This is a genomic window from Kitasatospora sp. NPDC043949 (genome assembly GCF_056435365.1).
In genome coordinates, this window is record NZ_JBWKEQ010000032.1 from 1 (window position 1) to 15,398 (window position 15,398).

The 15,398-nt window shown below is 74.5% G+C and carries 12 protein-coding genes and 2 pseudogenes; 12 read left to right on the forward strand and 2 right to left on the reverse strand.

Features of this window, described 5'->3' with window-relative positions:
* Positions 1-270 precede the first annotated feature (270 nt).
* The 10 genes and pseudogenes from AC07AL_RS24515 to AC07AL_RS24560 all read left to right on the forward strand — a co-directional run bounded on the left by AC07AL_RS24515 (position 271) and on the right by AC07AL_RS24560 (position 10,988).
* Positions 271-1,308, forward strand: coding sequence for an MBL fold metallo-hydrolase (locus tag AC07AL_RS24515; RefSeq protein ID WP_363579851.1), 1,038 nt, complete (start codon positions 271-273; stop codon positions 1,306-1,308).
* 16 nt (positions 1,309-1,324) lie between these two features.
* Positions 1,325-1,894, forward strand: a pseudogene (gene mobA / locus AC07AL_RS24520) (molybdenum cofactor guanylyltransferase); the annotation flags it as partial.
* Between the two features lie 108 nt (positions 1,895-2,002).
* Positions 2,003-2,284 (forward strand): annotated as a pseudogene (locus AC07AL_RS24525) (DUF6457 domain-containing protein); the annotation flags it as partial.
* Positions 2,281-3,582: a molybdopterin molybdotransferase MoeA gene (locus AC07AL_RS24530; RefSeq protein WP_363579850.1), complete on the forward strand. Its 1,302-nt coding sequence runs from the start codon at positions 2,281-2,283 to the stop codon at positions 3,580-3,582. The pseudogene AC07AL_RS24525 and the gene AC07AL_RS24530, both read left to right, overlap by 4 nt.
* Before the next feature lie 49 nt (positions 3,583-3,631).
* The gene (locus tag AC07AL_RS24535) at positions 3,632-4,678 is read left to right on the forward strand and encodes a potassium channel family protein (protein WP_363579849.1); all 1,047 of its coding nucleotides are present in this window, start codon (positions 3,632-3,634) and stop codon (positions 4,676-4,678) included.
* Between the two features lie 47 nt (positions 4,679-4,725).
* Complete coding sequence (locus AC07AL_RS24540; protein WP_363579848.1) at positions 4,726-5,703, forward strand: NAD(P)H-quinone oxidoreductase; 978 nt, start codon at positions 4,726-4,728, stop codon at positions 5,701-5,703.
* Positions 5,704-5,837: 134 nt separating this feature from the next.
* Positions 5,838-6,515 (forward strand): hypothetical protein, encoded by a 678-nt coding sequence (locus tag AC07AL_RS24545; RefSeq protein WP_363579847.1) that lies wholly within the window; start codon positions 5,838-5,840, stop codon positions 6,513-6,515.
* A 200-nt stretch (positions 6,516-6,715) separates the two neighbouring features.
* Positions 6,716-7,327: a bacterial proteasome activator family protein gene (locus tag AC07AL_RS24550; protein WP_350876669.1), complete on the forward strand. Its 612-nt coding sequence runs from the start codon at positions 6,716-6,718 to the stop codon at positions 7,325-7,327.
* A gap of 259 nt (positions 7,328-7,586) precedes the next feature.
* Entirely contained in the window at positions 7,587-9,074 is a 1,488-nt protein-coding gene (locus AC07AL_RS24555) for a protein kinase domain-containing protein (protein WP_363579846.1), read from the forward strand.
* A 183-nt stretch (positions 9,075-9,257) separates the two neighbouring features.
* Positions 9,258-10,988 (forward strand): protein kinase domain-containing protein, encoded by a 1,731-nt coding sequence (locus AC07AL_RS24560; RefSeq protein WP_363579845.1) that lies wholly within the window; start codon positions 9,258-9,260, stop codon positions 10,986-10,988.
* A 20-nt stretch (positions 10,989-11,008) separates the two neighbouring features.
* Here AC07AL_RS24560 and AC07AL_RS24565 read toward each other — a convergent pair whose 3' ends face one another.
* Together AC07AL_RS24565 and AC07AL_RS24570 are read right to left on the reverse strand one after the other, a co-directional pair.
* The gene (locus tag AC07AL_RS24565) at positions 11,009-12,109 is read right to left on the reverse strand and encodes a phosphotransferase (RefSeq protein WP_363579844.1); all 1,101 of its coding nucleotides are present in this window, start codon (positions 12,107-12,109) and stop codon (positions 11,009-11,011) included.
* 67 nt (positions 12,110-12,176) lie between these two features.
* Positions 12,177-12,836 carry a response regulator transcription factor gene (locus tag AC07AL_RS24570; protein WP_350876661.1) on the reverse strand — a complete coding sequence of 220 codons (660 nt, stop codon included), beginning with the start codon at positions 12,834-12,836 and terminating at the stop codon, positions 12,177-12,179.
* A gap of 426 nt (positions 12,837-13,262) precedes the next feature.
* On the opposite strand from AC07AL_RS24570, the gene pdhA reads away from it, so the two are divergent.
* Positions 13,263-14,417 (forward strand): pyruvate dehydrogenase (acetyl-transferring) E1 component subunit alpha, encoded by a 1,155-nt coding sequence (gene pdhA, locus AC07AL_RS24575; RefSeq protein WP_400804257.1) that lies wholly within the window; start codon positions 13,263-13,265, stop codon positions 14,415-14,417.
* Positions 14,417-15,391, forward strand: a complete 975-nt coding sequence (locus AC07AL_RS24580; RefSeq protein WP_063348502.1) for an alpha-ketoacid dehydrogenase subunit beta — start codon at positions 14,417-14,419, stop codon at positions 15,389-15,391. Before pdhA ends, AC07AL_RS24580 begins: the two co-directional genes overlap by 1 nt.
* Positions 15,392-15,398 lie beyond the last annotated feature (7 nt).

Genomic DNA, 15,398 nt, shown 5'->3' on the forward strand with positions numbered 1-15,398 from the left:
CCCCCCCCCCCCCCCCCCCCCCCCCCCCCCCCCCCCCCCCCCCCCCCCCCCCCCCCCCCCCCCCCCCCCCCCCCCCCCCCCCCCCCCCCCCGGGCGGTTACGTGCCCTGGGGCAGGCCGCCCACAACGCCGAGGCGCCGGCCGTTTGAACCGCGGTGTGACCTGAGCCGGAAGGCGCGCCCCGCCGGGCGCGCCTTCCGCGCAATCCGACACCGGTACTCCCATGCTGTAGGGCGCAGGAAGTCCGACCGCCGACCAGAGGGAGCAGCCAGTGACGTCGTCCCCGCCCGAGGAGGGCGCCGGCGCGGAGCGCACGGCCGCCGAGGCCGCCGCCCCGGACCCCGAGCGGCCCGCCCGCCCGCTGGAGATCGCCGTCTTCACCGGCCCCGAATCGGCCTTCTTCGCCACCTCCACCCTGATCCTCGGCGAGCGGACCGCGATCCTGGTCGACGCCCAGCTCACCCGCAGCGCCGGCCGCGAACTCGCCGAATGGGTCGCCGGCAAGGGCCGCCGACTGCTCGCCATCGTCGTCACCCACCACCACCCCGACCACTACTTCGGCGCCGAGGAGGTGCTGAGGCTCTTCCCCGACGCCCGGCTGCTGGCCGCGCCCGCCGTGGTCGACGGCATCCGGCGCACCGCCGCCGCCAAGGTCGCCCAGTGGAAGCCGGTCTACGGCGACGACATCCCGGACCACCCGCTGATCCCCGCCCCGCTGCTGCCGCAGCCGCTCATGCTCGACCGCCAGGTCATCCCCGTGCTGCTGCTCGGCCAGGCCGACTGCGGCGACTCGACGGTCGTCCACGTGCCGAGCATCCGGACGGTGATCGCCGGGGACTTCGCCTACAACGGCACCCACGTCTGGACCGCCGACACCACCCCGGCCCAGCGCACCACCTGGGGCCACAACCTCGGCCGGATCGCCGACCTCGGCGTGGACCGGGTCATCGCCGGCCACCGCGCCCCCGACCAGGGCGACGACGCCGCCCGGGTGCTCGCCTTCACCGGCGAGTACCTCCAGGACTTCGACCGGCTGCTGGCCGAGCACCCGCACGACCCGGAGGCACTGGTCACCGCGATGAACGAGCGGTACGGGGAGCTGACGCTGCCGGCCATCCTGGAACTGGGTGCCGCCGCCAACACCGCCCGGGCGGCGCGAGGGGGCGAGATCGTCGAGGCGGAGATCGTCGAGGACGACATCATCGAGGCGGAGATCGTCGAGGACGAGCTCGTCGAGGAGCCCGAGGAGTCCACGGAGCCCGAGGGGCCCGGGAAGTCCCCGGAGCGCGGGACGGGCGGAGCCGAGTAGGGCGGATACTGGCCGCATGACGCCCTACGACGTGATCGTCCCGGCCGGCGGGGGCGCCCGTCGCCTCGGCGGGGCCGACAAACCCGGGCTGACCGTGGGCGAGACCACCCTGCTCGACCGGGTGCTCGCGGCCTGCGCGGGCGCCCGCACCACCGTCGTGGTCGGCCCCGGCCGGCCGACCGCGCGCACCGGCGTCCGCTGGACCAGGGAGCAGCCGCCGGGCGGTGGGCCGGTCGCCGCCGTCGCCGCCGGACTCGACCTGGTCACCGCGCCGACCGTGCTGCTGCTCGCCGCCGACCTGCCGTTCCTGGACCGGCGGACCGTCGACCGGCTGGTCACCGCCCTCGCCGAGGCAGGCCCGGCCGTCGACGCCGCCGTCCTGGTCGACGCCGGCGGGCGCGACCAGCCGCTCGCCGCCGCCTACCGCACCGCCCCGCTGCGCACCGCGCTGGCCGCCCTCGGCGATCCGGCCGGTCTCCCGCTGCGCCGCCTCACCGGCGGTCTCGCCCGGCAGTTGGTGGCCGACACCGACAACGTCGCCTACGACTGCGACACCTGGGAGGACCTCGAACAGGCCCGGGAGCGCGACCGGTCGTAGGGGCGCCCTCCGGGTCCGTGTTCACGGCCCGCGCGGGTGTCCGTGCGGGAAACGACGCGCGCCGCACACGGGGCGAACACTCCGGGGAAACCGCCGATCAGGCAGCATGGGCGCATGGAGCGCACGCTGGAGGACTGGATCGCCGAGGTCAGGGCCGACCTGGGCATCGACCTGGACGTCGACGTCCGGGGACTGCTCGACCTCGCCCGGGTGGTCGCGCACGGGGTGGCCCGCCCGGCCGCGCCGCTGACCGCCTTTCTGATCGGCTACGCGGCCGCCCAGCAGGGCGGCGGGCCGGAGGCCGTGGCCGAGGCCGCCCGGCGGACCGCCGCGCTCGCCGAGCGCTGGAGCGCCGACGCCGGGCCGGGCGAGCCGTGAGCGCCGTCGGCCAGACCACCGTGGCCGCCCCGCCGACCGGCCCCGGCGTGCTGAGCTGGGCGCAGGCCCGCGAGGCCGCCCGCCGGGCCGGGCTGCGTCCGCTGCCGGCGGTCGGGCTGCCGCTCGCCGAGGCACTCGGCCGCACCCTCGCCGAGCCGCTCACCGCGCTGACCGACCTGCCCGCCTTCGACACCTCCGCGATGGACGGCTGGGCGGTCGCCGGGCCGGGCCCCTGGCGGGTCGCCGGGCGGGTGCTGGCCGGCCGGGCCGCGTCCGCGCCGCTGGCCGACGGCGCCGCCGTCGAGATCGCCACCGGCGCCCAACTGCCGCCCGGCGCCACCGCCGTCCTGCGCCGTGAGCACGGCCGCACGGACGGCACGCTGCTGCACGACTGCGGCCACCAATCGCTGACCACCGGTCAGGACGTCCGCCCGCGCGGCCAGGAGTGCCGCCGCGGCGAGGCGTTGCTGCCCGGTGGCGCCCTGGTCGGCCCGGCCGTGCTCGGCCTGGCCGCCGCCTGCGGTCACGACCGGCTCGCCGTGCGCCGTCGCCCGGTGGTCGAACTGCTCGTCCTCGGCGATGAGTTGCTCGCCTCGGGCGTCCCAGGTCCGGGCCTGGTCCGGGACGCGCTCGGGCCGCTGCTGCCGCCCTGGCTGCGGGCGGCCGGTGCCGAGGTGGCCGAAGTGCGGTCCGTCCGGGACGACTTCGGGCTGCTCCGGGACGCGCTGCGGCACTCCACCGCCGACATCGTGGTCACCACCGGCGGAACGGCGGCCGGCCCGGTCGACTTCCTGCACCGGGCCCTCGCCGAGGCCGGGGCCCGGCTGCTGGTGGACGGCGTGGCCGTCCGCCCCGGACACCCGATGCTGCTGGCCGAACTCCCGTCGGCCGCATGCCCGTCAGCCGGCCCCGCCCGGAGCGGGCTTCCGGGCGGGGACCCAGCCGGGCTTCCGGGTGGGCTTCCGGGCGGGCTTCCGGGCGGGCGGCACCTGGTGGGCCTGCCCGGCAACCCGCTGGCCGCCGTCGCCGGGACGGTCACCCTCGCCCTGCCGCTGCTGCACGCCCGCAGCGGGCGGTCCGCCGTCACCCCGGCCCTCGCACCCACCGCCGTCGGCCTGCCCGGGCACCCGGTGGACACCCGGCTGCTGCCCGTCCGGCACACCGCCGACGGCGTCGTCCCGCTCGCCTTCGACGGGCCCGCGATGCTGCGCGGCCTCGCCCGGGCCGAGGCGCTGGCCGTGGTCCCGCCCGGCGGCGCGGCGGCCGGCGAACCCGTCGAACTGCTGGAGGCGCCGTGAACGGGCCCACCGGGGCGTGCGCGCCCCACGACAGCGGGGAGGTGGCCGCATGAGCAGGATGCGGGGTGCGCCCGCCCCGGGGACCGAGCCGTGGTCGGACGCCGGGATCGTGCTGCCCGCCCGGCGGAGCGCGCCGGCCCTCCGGCAGGTCGGCTCCCGGCTGCTGCTGGCGCTCGCCGTCCTGGTCGCCACGACGCTGATCGTCTACGTCGACCGGGACGGTTACAACGACAACGCGGGCGACGGGGTCAGCTTCCTGGACGCGGCGTACTACGCCACCGTGACGCTGTCCACCACCGGGTACGGCGACATCACCCCGTACAGCGACGGCGCCCGGCTCACCAACATCTTCGTGATCACCCCGCTGCGCGTGGTGTTCCTGATCATCCTGGTCGGGACCACGCTGGAGGTGCTCACCGAACGAACCCGCCAGCAGTGGCGGTTGAACCGCTGGAGGTCCACCGTGCGCGAGCACACCGTCGTCATCGGGTACGGCACCAAGGGCCGCAGCGCCGTCGACACCCTGCTCGGGCAGGGCGTGAAGAAGGACGAGATCGTCGTCGTCGACCCGCAGCGCAAGGTGATCGACCAGGCCGCCCGGCACGGGCTGGTCGGCGTGGTCGGCGACGCCACCCGCACCGACACGCTGCTGCGGGCCGAGGTGCCCACCGCCGCCCGGGTCGTGGTCGCGCCGGAACGGGACGACACCGCCGTCCTGGTCACGCTGACGGCGCGCCAGCTGAACAAGGGCGCCACCGTGGTCGCGGCCGTCCGGGAGGACGAGAACGCCCCGCTGCTGCGGCAGAGCGGCGCCGACGTCGTCGTCACCAGCTCCAGTTCGGCCGGGCGGCTGCTCGGCCTGTCGATGCTCAGCCCGCACGCCGGCGCGGTGATGGAGGACCTGCTCACCTACGGCAACGGCCTGGACGTGGTCGAGCGCCCCGTCACCCGGGCCGAGGCCGGGCACAGCCCGCGCGCGTGCGAGGACCTGGTGGTCGCGGTGGTCCGCGGCCGGCGGGTGCTCAACTACACCGAGCCCGAGGCCGCCGTGCTCCAGCTCACCGACCGGGTGATCGTGATCAAGTCGACCGGCTGACGCAGGCCTTGCCCGCTCCTCGCCATGACGCGCAGTAGGTTCGGGGCATGCATGCGATGACGATTCCCGTACCCGGTGGTCCCGAGGCACTCGTGTGGGCGGAGGTGCCCGACCCGGTGCCCGGCGAGGGCGAGGTCCTGGTCGAGGTGGCGGCCACCGCCGTCAACCGCGCCGACCTGCTCCAGCGGCAGGGCAACTACAACCCGCCGCCCGGCGCCTCGCCCTACCCCGGGCTGGAGTGCGCCGGGCGGATCGTCGCCCTCGGCCCGGGCGTGTCCGGCTGGGCGGTCGGCGACGAGGTGTGCGCGCTGCTGTCCGGCGGCGGGTACGCGCAGCTCGTCGCGGTGCCGACCGGGCAGCTGCTGCCGCTGCCCAAGGGCCTGGGCTTCGAGGAGGCCGCCGCGCTGCCCGAGGTCGCCTGCACGGTGTGGTCCAACGTGTTCCTCACCGCCCACCTGCGGCCCGGCGAGACGGTGCTGCTGCACGGCGGCGCGAGCGGCATCGGGACCATGGCGATCCAGCTGGCCAAGGCGGTGGGCGCGCGGGTCGCGGTGACCGCGGGCAGCGCCGGGAAGCTGGCCCGGTGCGTCGAACTCGGTGCCGACATCGCGATCGACTACCGCGAGCAGGACTTCGTCGAGGTGCTCAAGGAGGCCACCGGCGGGGCCGGGGTGGACGTGATCCTGGACATCATGGGCGCCAAGTACCTGCAGCGGAACGTGGACGCGCTGGCCGTCAACGGGCGGCTGGTGATCATCGGGCTGCAGGGCGGCGTGAAGGGCGAGCTCGACCTCAACGCGCTGCTGCGCAAGCGCGCCGCGGTGATCGCCACCAATCTGCGCGGGCGCCCGTTGGCGGAGAAGGCGGCGATCGTGGCGGCGGTGCGCGAGCACGTGTGGCCGCTGGTGGAGTCCGGGGTGGTGAAGCCGGTGATCGACCGGGTGCTGCCGCTGACCGACGCCGGCGACGGGCACCGGGTGCTGGAGGCGGGGGAGCAGGTCGGCAAGGTCGTGCTGCGGGCCTGATCCTGGTCCGAGGGCCTGCGGCCCGAGGCGGGACGTCCGAAATGCCCTGATCGTCGGATTGTGTGAGGCTGGTTCGGAGCTGTCCCGCCGCCGACCCCGCCGCGCGCGGTCGGCCGTCGGAAGGACCTCCGACCGTGGCCGCACCAACGCACCTCCTCGGGCCGCTGCCCGCCGCGCCGCACCACCGTCGTACCCGCCGTACCCGCCGTACCGGCCCGGGCCGGGCCCAGCGACTGATCGCGGCGGCCGTGCTCGGGCTCACGCTCCCGCTGGCCGCCGCTTCGGCGGCCGCCGCCGTCGGGCCGGCGGCGGCGTCGCCGTCCCCGTTCACCGCTGAGCCCGCCGCCGTGGGCAGGCCGGAGCCAGCGGCCGTTCCGGCGGTCGGGCCGCCGCGGCACCCGCGCCCCGGCCGGGGCGACGGGGTCTACCGGCGCTGGGCGGTGTGGGCGCCCGAGCGCGCCGACAGCGCCCCGGAGCGGGCGCCGGAGCGGGCTCCCGAGCAGAACCCCGAGCAGAACCCTGCGCAGGTTCCCGAGCAGAACCCCGACCAGGTTCCTGACCGGAGCACCGGGCAGGCCGGTGCGGGGGACCAGCCCGAGGCCGACCAGGGCACCCCGGACGCGGCGGCTCCCGGCGCCGACGCCGCACCGGACGCCGCCACCGCGGCCGCCCAAGCCGTCGCCGCCGCCGTCCCCGCCGTCCTGCCCGCCCGCTGGCGGGACGCCTCGACCGTCCAGTTCCCGCTGGGCGCGGGGCTGGGGTTGATCGGCTGCGGCCTGGGGTTGATCGGGTTGCGGCTGCGCCGGGGGTGAGCCGCGGGGTGGGGGCGGCGGCGGGGTAGGTTCCGTGAGGGGTGTGTGCACGCCCCAGGGAGCCGGGGCGTGCCGGGAGCTGAGTATCCGTACGGATTCCGGGGCGGCGCCCGGGGGCGTACCGTCGTCAGCGGTGGCTCAGGACGGCGGTTGTACGGGGGCTTCCGCCCGACCAACCCCAGTGAGAGAGAATGTTGTTCATGACGAATCCGATGAACGAGCGCTCGTTTCAGCAGCCATTCCAGGCCGCGGGCGGGCAGTCGCAGGACGGCCAGAAGGTGCTGATCGTCGGACCGGACGGGCTGCCCGTGGGCCAGGGGTTCGCCGGCTCGGCGGGGGACGAGGACGAGGGCGACCTGCCGCGGGAGCTCCCGGTGACCGAGATGGTCGAGCAGCCCGCGAAGGTCATGCGCATCGGCAGCATGATCAAGCAGCTGCTGGAGGAGGTCCGGGCGGCGCCCCTCGACGAGGCCAGCCGGGCCCGGCTGAAGGACATCCACGCCAGCTCGATCAAGGAGCTGGAGCTCGGTCTGGCCCCCGAGCTGGTCGCCGAGCTGGAACGGCTGTCGCTGCCCTTCACCGAGGACAGCATTCCGACCGAGGCGGAGCTGCGGATCGCCCAGGCCCAGCTGGTCGGCTGGCTGGAGGGCCTGTTCCACGGGATCCAGACCGCGCTGTTCGCCCAGCAGATGGCGGCGCGGGCCCAGCTGGAGCAGATGCGGCGGGCGCTGCCGCCCGGTCTGCACGGCGGCGAGCCGGACGAGGACGAGCCGGGCCAGGGCCGCGGCATCCGCTCCGGCCCGTACCTGTAACGGGCCGCCGACACCGGACGTACCACGACGGTCCGCCCCGGGCCGGGGCGCCGCCGGAGGGCGCCCCGGCGGTCCGGGGGCAGGACCGGCCCTGGACCGATCACCGTCGGCGTCAGCCGGTACCCTGACCCCTGTCGCAGGCCGGTCGCACCGCCGCGGCAGGGGTCCGCCAGGCCCGCGGGCCCGGCCCACCACGCACGGACGAGACCGAACGTCACGGTCGCGGCGCCACGGCCGCGCCGAGGGGGAGCAGAGGACCATGAGCGAGCACGGCAACGCGGCGGTCGGGGGCTCCTCCCTGGGCAACGGCCGCTATGTGCTGCAGCGGCTGCTGGGCGAGGGCGGCATGGCCTCGGTGCACCTCGCGTACGACAGCGTGCTGGACCGGCAGGTCGCGCTGAAGAGCATGCACAACGAGCTGGGCCGGGACGCCTCGTTCAAGGAGCGGTTCCGCCGCGAGGCGCAGGCGGTGGCCCGGCTGGAGCACCCGAACATCGTCACGGTGTACGACAGCGGCGAGGACGTCGCGCCGGACGGCTCCAGCACCCCGTACATCGTCATGCAGCTGGTCGACGGCAAGGGCCTGCGCGAGGCGATCAACGAGGCGGTCGCCCAGTACGGCGCGATGCCGACCGAGGAGGCCCTGCGGGTCGTCGTCGGCGTGCTGAACGCGCTGGAGGCCTCGCACGACATGTCCCTGGTGCACCGCGACATCAAGCCCGGCAACGTCATGTTCGATCGCAAGGGCAACGTCAAGGTCATGGACTTCGGCATCGCCCGGGCGCTGGAACCGGGCGCCACGTCGATGACGCAGACCGGCATGGTGGTCGGCACCCCGCAGTACCTGTCGCCCGAGCAGGCGCTCGGCAAGCCGGTGGACGCCCGCTCCGACCTCTACTCGGTCGGCGTGATGCTCTTCGAGATGCTCACCGGGCAGCTGGTCTTCGACGGCGACTCGGCGTTCTCGATCGCCTACAAGCACGTCCAGGAGGAGCCGCCGGCGCCGTCCACCCTCAACCGGTCGGTCACCCCGGCGGTGGACGCCTTCGTCGCCCAGGCGCTGCGCAAGGACCCGGCGCACCGGTTCCAGAGCGCGGCGGCGATGCGGGACGAGGCGGAGCGGCTGATCGCGGCCGCGAAGGGCGGCGGCAGTGGGCACCCGTTGCAGGCCAGTACGCCGCTGGTGATCAACGAGGGCCCGCGCTCGGTGCACGCGGCGCCGCAGACCCCGCAGACCCCGCACCCCCAGTACCTCCAGCAGTCTCCGCAGCAGCCTCCGCCGCCGCAGCAGCCGCAGTACCGGACCCCGCCGCCGGCCTTCCAGCCGCCGCGTCCACAGGGGCCGCAGACCCCGCACCCCCAGTACCTCCAGCAGCCTCCGCCGCCGCAGCAGCCGCAGTACCGGACCCCGCCGCCGGCCTTCCAGCCGCCGCGTCCACAAGGGCCGCACACGCCGCACCCCCAGTACCTCCAGCAGGCCCCGCCGCAGCGGGCGCACACCCCGCCGCCGCAGCCGATGCCGCCGTACCAGCAGCCGAAGGCGCCCAGCGGCGGCGGCTGCTCGACGGCCGCGGTCGTCATCGTGATCATCGTCGGCGTGCTCGTGCTGGCCGGCATCATCATCGCGATCGTGGTCAACAAGGCGCAGGACACCAAGTCGAAGACCAAGACCGGGCACACCACCGGTGAGCGGCCCGCAGTGGTGCTGGTGGTTGACCTTCCGGTCGACCGGAATGGCCTGCTCTGACGCTTTCCGGCCGGTTCGGGCGTGCCACGGGCCCGCGCCGGAGGCGGTAGCGTTCGGGGATACGAAGCGACAGGGCACCGCGATCCGAGCGAACGCCCGGGGCGAGGAGCGATGGCACAGACGCAGCAGCCGGATGACGGAACGGGTGCCGGAGCTGACGGCCGGACCGGCGGGACGCCGAGGATGCCCGGACCCGGCAGCGACGCCGCGACCAGCGCGTTTCCCCCGGTCGGGCCCGGCGGCCCGCAGACCCCCGGCCGCGGTACGGCCGCGCCGCTGGGCACGGTCGGCGACGGCCGCTACCGGCTGACCTACCGGCTCGGCCGCGGCGGCATGGCCGAGGTGTTCGCGGCCGAGGACGTACGGCTGGGACGGACGGTCGCGGTCAAGCTGCTCCGCGGCGAGCTGGCCCAGGACGACATCGCCCGGCTGCGGTTCACCCGCGAGGCACACGCCGTCGCGGGGCTCAACCACCACTCGATCGTCGCGGTCTACGACACCGGCGAGGAGTACGCCGGGGACGAGTCCACGCCGTACATCGTGATGGAGCTGGTCGAGGGCCGGACCGTCCGCGAGCTGCTGGTGGACGAGGACGCGCCGCCGGTCGACCAGGCGCTGATCATCATCGCCGGGGTGCTGGAGGCGCTGGCGTACAGCCACCGCAACGGCATCGTCCACCGGGACATCAAGCCCGCCAACGTGATCATCACGACCGCGGGCGCCGTCAAGGTGATGGACTTCGGTATCGCCCGGGCGCTGACCGGCACGGCCAGCACCATGACCCAGACCGGCATGGTCATGGGCACCCCGCAGTACCTCTCGCCCGAGCAGGCCCTCGGCAAGCCCGTCGACCACCGCTCCGACCTGTACGCGGCCGGCTGCATGCTGTACGAACTGCTGGCGCTGCGCCCGCCGTTCACCGGCGACACCCCGCTCTCGGTGGTCTACCAGCACGTCCAGGACATGCCGGTGCCGCCCTCGCAGGCCAACGGCCGGGTGCCGGTCGGGCTGGACCAGCTGGTGCTGCGCTCGCTGGCCAAGAACCCGGACGACCGCTTCCAGGACGCCGACGAGTTCCGCGCGCACGTCCAGCACGCGCTGCGCGAGATGCACGGCGCGGGCGGCGCGGGCTGGGCCGGCACCACGGCCGGGCTGGCCGCCGCGGGGCAGGGGAACACCGACGCCACCCAGGTGATCCGGCCCGACCAGACCGCGGCCACCGCGGCCTTCGGCGCGATCGGCCCCGGCGACCAGACCTCGGTGCTGCCCTACCAGGGGATGGGGGGCCCGGGCGGCCCGCACACCCCGTCGACGCCCTACCCGGGGGCCGGCGGCCCCTACGGCGGCGGTGGCGGCGACGACGACGGCGGCTCCGGCCGCCGGCGCGGGCCGTGGGCCTGGGTGGCCGGCGCCGCGGCCGTGCTGCTCGCGGCCGGGGTCGGCATGGCGTTCGCGTTCAGCGGCAACGAACCCGGGAACTCGCACACCGTGCCGCCGACGCCGCTCCCGGCGGTCAGCACGACCGAGCCCAGCACGCCGCCCCAGAGCGGCTCGCAGAGCCCGCCCGCGTCCAACACCGGCAGCCGGCGCCCGACGCAGCCGACCGAGAACGGCAGCAACGGCGGCGGCTACAACAACGGCGGCAGCGGCGGCAACAACAACGGCAACAACAACGGCAACAACAACATGTCGCCGTCGCCGGGTTCGGGCAAGCACTCGACGCCCGCGTCGCCCAGCCAGACCCCCAGCCACACGCAGCCGCCCACCACGGCGCCCGGCACGCCCAGCACGGCGCCGACCACCCCGAGCACGGGAAGCGGCGGCAGCACGGGGGCGGCCACGCAGCCGCCGGCGACCAAGTCGAACCCGCCGGCGACCCAGCCGCCCGCGACCCAGCCGCCGGCGACGCCCTGATCGGGCCGCGCTGACACCGGTCAGTTGGCGAAGGCGTCCAGGACCTGTTCGTACTCCTGGCACCACCACGTCAACTGGCCGGCCGAGGCGGGGTAGAGCGGGTCGGCCCGGTGGTCGGCCCGCTGGTAGCGCCACTGGAGCATCCAGAAGTCGTTCAGCCGCTCCCACCAGACCCGGTGGACGGCGGCGGCCAGGTGTTCGGCGGTGGCGGCTCCGGTGGCCCGGTAGGACTGCGAGTAGTGGCGGACCCGCACCAGGTCGAGGGTGCCGGACGCCCGGTCGTTGAAGAGCAGCGTGGCGGCGCGGACGGCCTCCTCGGCGCGCGGCTGTGGGCCGAGCTTGTCCCAGTCCAGGACGGCCGCGACCGGGCCGCCGTCGGGGCCGTCGCCGTACAGCAGGTTGAGTCCGTGGAAGTCGCCGTGGGTCCAGCCGGTGGGCGGGGCGGTCTGCGGGGCGGGGCGGCGGTGGGCGTGTTCGGCGAGCAGTTCCAGCCTTTCGGTGAGCCTCCGTTCGACCAGCGCGTCCAGGTCGCCGTACGGGCGGTGGGCGCGGGCGTGGCGCCGCAGGTCGCGGGCGAGGTCGGCGCTGTCGAGGGGGTCGGCGGTGCGGTAGCCGGGGGGCTGTTCGAAGGGGGCGCATACGTCGTCGAGCGCGCCGTGCAGTCGGCCGAGCAGCGCGCCGAGCGCGTCGCACTGCGGCGGGGAGAGGTCGGTACCGTGCCGGTGTCGGCCATCCACCCAGGGGAACAGCGCGAACAGCCGGCCGCCGTAGCCGGCCACCGTGCCGGCTCGTTCGGCGCAGGTCAGCGGGGGTGCGACGGGCAGTCCGAGGGCCTGGAGCCCGGCCATCGCCCGGTGGTGGGCGACGATCTTCGGGCGGCTGGCGGTGGCGGCGTCGACGTAGCACTTCAGGAAGTACGCGCCGGTCTCGGTGGTGACCCGGTACCCGCGGTTCAGCAGGCCTTCGGCGACCGGTTCGGCGGTCAGCAGTCCCCCCACCCGATAGCGGCCCAGGACCTCGGCGAGTGCGGCGCGCGGGACGGGCGGACTGAGGGTCCCTATCGGCGGCGCGGAGAGGTCGGGGCGGGCCGGGGAACAGGAGAGGGTCTGGCTGAAAGTCACAGCCAGAGGTTAGGGCCCCCGTGCGGGGGCCCTTGACAAGTCGTCAGTTCTGTGATCGCTGTTCTGATCAGTGCTGCTGGTCCGCCTGGTGCCGCGCCACGAAGGCCGCCGCCTGGGTGCGTCGCTCCATTCCCATCTTGGCGAGCAGACTGGAGACGTAGTTCTTCACCGTCTTCTCGGCCAGGTGCAACTCGTTGCCGATCTGACGGTTGGTCATCCCCTCGCCGATCAGATCGAGGATCCGGCGCTCCTGCTTGGTGAGTTGCGCCAGCCGCTCGTCCTCCTTCTCGCCGCCGTCGCGCAGCCGGGCCAGGACCCGGCTGGTGGCGACCTGGTCGAGCAGCGACTTGCCGGCCGCGACGTCCCGGACGGCGGTGATCAGGTCGGTGCCGCGGATCGCCTTCAGGACGTAGCCGGACGCGCCCGCCATGATCGAGTCGAACAGCGCCTCGTCGTCCGAGAACGAGGTCAGCATCAGGCACTTGATCTCCGGCAGCCGGGACCGGATCTCCCGGCAGACCTCGACCCCGTTGCCGTCCGGCAGCCGGACGTCGAGCACCGCGACGTCGGGGTGGACCGCCGGGATCCGGGTGAGCGCCTCGGCGGCGGTGCCGGCCTCGCCGACCACCTCGATGTCGTCCTCGACCGAGAGCAGGTCGTGCACGCCCCGCCGGACAACCTCGTGATCGTCGAGCAGGAAAACCCTGATTTGTCCGTTATCAGTCACGTCCAAAGCCTCCCATATCACCGTACGGAAGACCTATCGTCCCTGGTGCCGCAGTCAGGCGGTCCGGCCGGGGCGGTCCAAAACCGATACCGAGAACCCCCTTACGTACGGGCTCGCGCCCGGATAACGTGCGCTGGTGTCCTGAAGGCGCCCGAATTGAGAGCTGCGTCACGCGGTCCGTCACCCCCACCCTTCCGACGGCGCGCTGCCCGCGGCACCCTCGGGGTTGTAAGCCCTGAACAAGTAGGACGTCCTAGCGCAAGCGCGCCAAGGGCGGACGCTGGGTAACGTTCTCGTGAGGGACGCCGTCGGAACAGGATCACCACCTGCCCCGCAGTAGGAGCGCACACCCACGCGCGCCCCGCGAGGCGGTGACCGGACCGGTCACCGGCGACCCCGGGCGGCCGGACAGACCGAGGAGTGAACGTGACCGTCAAAAGCACGGCGAGGGCCCGCAAGAAGGCGGCCCCCGGCGTCCCTGACACCCTCCGCGCCACGGGGAAGGACACCCAGCCGGAGCTCGTACAGCTGCTCACCCCGGAAGGCGAACGGGTCGAGCACCCGGACTACCCGCTCACCACCACCCCGGAGGAGCTGCGCGCCCTCTACCGCGACCTGGTGCTGGTCCGCCGGTTCGACGGCGAGGCCACCGCACTCCAGCGCCAGGGCGAGCTGGGCCTGTGGGCCTCGCTGCTCGGCCAGGAGGCCGCCCAGGTCGGCTCCGGCCGTGCCATGCGCACCGGCGACTACGCCTTCCCCACCTACCGCGAGCACGGTGTCGCCTGGTGCCGCGACGTCGACCCGCTCAACCTGCTCGGCATGTTCCGGGGCGTGAACCACGGCGGCTGGGACCCGAACGAGAAGAACTTCCACCTGTACACCATCGTGATCGGCGCGCAGGCCCTGCACGCCACCGGCTACGCGATGGGCATCAGCAAGGACGGCACCGACGACGCGGTCATCGCCTACTTCGGCGACGGCGCCTCCAGCCAGGGCGACGTCAACGAGGCCTTCACCTTCGCCTCGGTCTACAACGCGCCCGTGGTGTTCTTCTGCCAGAACAACCAGTGGGCGATCTCCGAGCCCACCACCACCCAGACCAAGATCCCGCTGTACCGCCGCGCCTCCGGCTTCGGCTTCCCCGGCGTCCGGGTCGACGGCAACGACGTGCTGGCCTGCCTGGCCGTCACCCGCTGGGCGCTCGACCACGCCCGCAGCGGCAACGGCCCGGTGCTGATCGAGGCGTTCACCTACCGGATGGGCGCGCACACCACCTCCGACGACCCCACCCGCTACCGGCCCACCGAGGAGACCGAGGCCTGGAAGGCCAAGGACCCGATCGCCCGGCTCCGCGCCCTCCTGGAGAAGGAGGGCCTGGCCGACGAGGAGTTCTTCACCGCGATCGACGCCGAGAGCGAGCGGCTGGGGCTGCGGGTGCGCGAGGGCGTGCGCGGCATGCCCGACCCGGACCCGACCCTGATCTTCGACCACGTGTACAGCGAGCCGCACGCGCTGGTCGATGAGGAACGGGCCGAGTACGTCCAGTACGCGGCCTCCTTCGAGGCGGGGGAGAACCTCTGATGGCCGGTCAGCTCAGCATTGCCAAGGCGCTCAACGGCGCGCTGCGCAAGTCGCTGGAGAGCGACCCGAAGACCGTCCTGATGGGCGAGGACATCGGCAAGCTCGGCGGCGTCTTCCGGATCACCGACGGCCTGCAGAAGGACTTCGGCGAGGGACGGGTGATCGACACCCCGCTCGCCGAGTCCGGCATCGTCGGCACCGCGATCGGCCTGGCGCTGCGCGGCTACCGCCCGGTGGTGGAGATCCAGTTCGACGGCTTCGTCTACCCGGCCTTCGACCAGATCGTCTCCCAGCTGGCCAAGATGCACGCCCGCGCGCTCGGGAACATCAAGCTCCCGGTCACCATCCGCATCCCCTTCGCGGGCGGCATCGGCGCGGTCGAGCACCACAGCGAGTCGCACGAGGCGTACTTCGCGCACACCGCGGGCCTGCGCGTGGTCAGCCCGTCCAACGCGCACGACGCGCACTGGATGCTGCGGCAGGCCATCGCCTCGGACGACCCGGTGGTCTTCCTGGAGCCCAAGCGCCGGTACTGGGACAAGGGCGAGGTCGGCGACGCCGCCGACCTCGGACTGCACGACGCCCGGATCGTGCGCTCCGGCACCGATGCCACGCTGCTCGCCTACGGCCCGATGGTCAAGGTCTGCCTGGAGGCCGCCGCGGCCGCCGAGGAGGACGGCCGCCGACTGGAGGTCGTCGACCTGCGCTCGCTCTCCCCGGTGGACTTCACCACCCTGGAGGAGTCGGTCAAGCGCACCGGGCGGGCCGTCGTGGTGCACGAGGCGCCGGTCTTCCTGGGCATGGGTGCCGAACTGGCCGCCCGGCTCACCGAACGGTGCTTCTACCACCTGGAGGCGCCCGTCCTGCGGGTCGGCGGCTACCACGCGCCGTATCCGCCGTCCCGCGTCGAGGAGGCCTTCCTCCCCGACCTGGACCGCGTGCTCGACGCCGTCGACCGCGCACTCGCGTACTGATCCGGGG

Coding starts and splice junctions, on each gene's coding strand:
- AC07AL_RS24535 (WP_363579849.1), top strand. CDS start 3,632: ATGAGCAGGATGCGGGGTGCGCCCGCCCCGGGGACCGAGCCGTGGTCG.
- AC07AL_RS24540 (WP_363579848.1), top strand. CDS start 4,726: ATGCATGCGATGACGATTCCCGTACCCGGTGGTCCCGAGGCACTCGTG.
- AC07AL_RS24550 (WP_350876669.1), top strand. CDS start 6,716: ATGACGAATCCGATGAACGAGCGCTCGTTTCAGCAGCCATTCCAGGCC.
- AC07AL_RS24555 (WP_363579846.1), top strand. CDS start 7,587: ATGAGCGAGCACGGCAACGCGGCGGTCGGGGGCTCCTCCCTGGGCAAC.
- AC07AL_RS24560 (WP_363579845.1), top strand. CDS start 9,258: ATGCCCGGACCCGGCAGCGACGCCGCGACCAGCGCGTTTCCCCCGGTC.
- AC07AL_RS24580 (WP_063348502.1), top strand. CDS start 14,417: ATGGCCGGTCAGCTCAGCATTGCCAAGGCGCTCAACGGCGCGCTGCGC.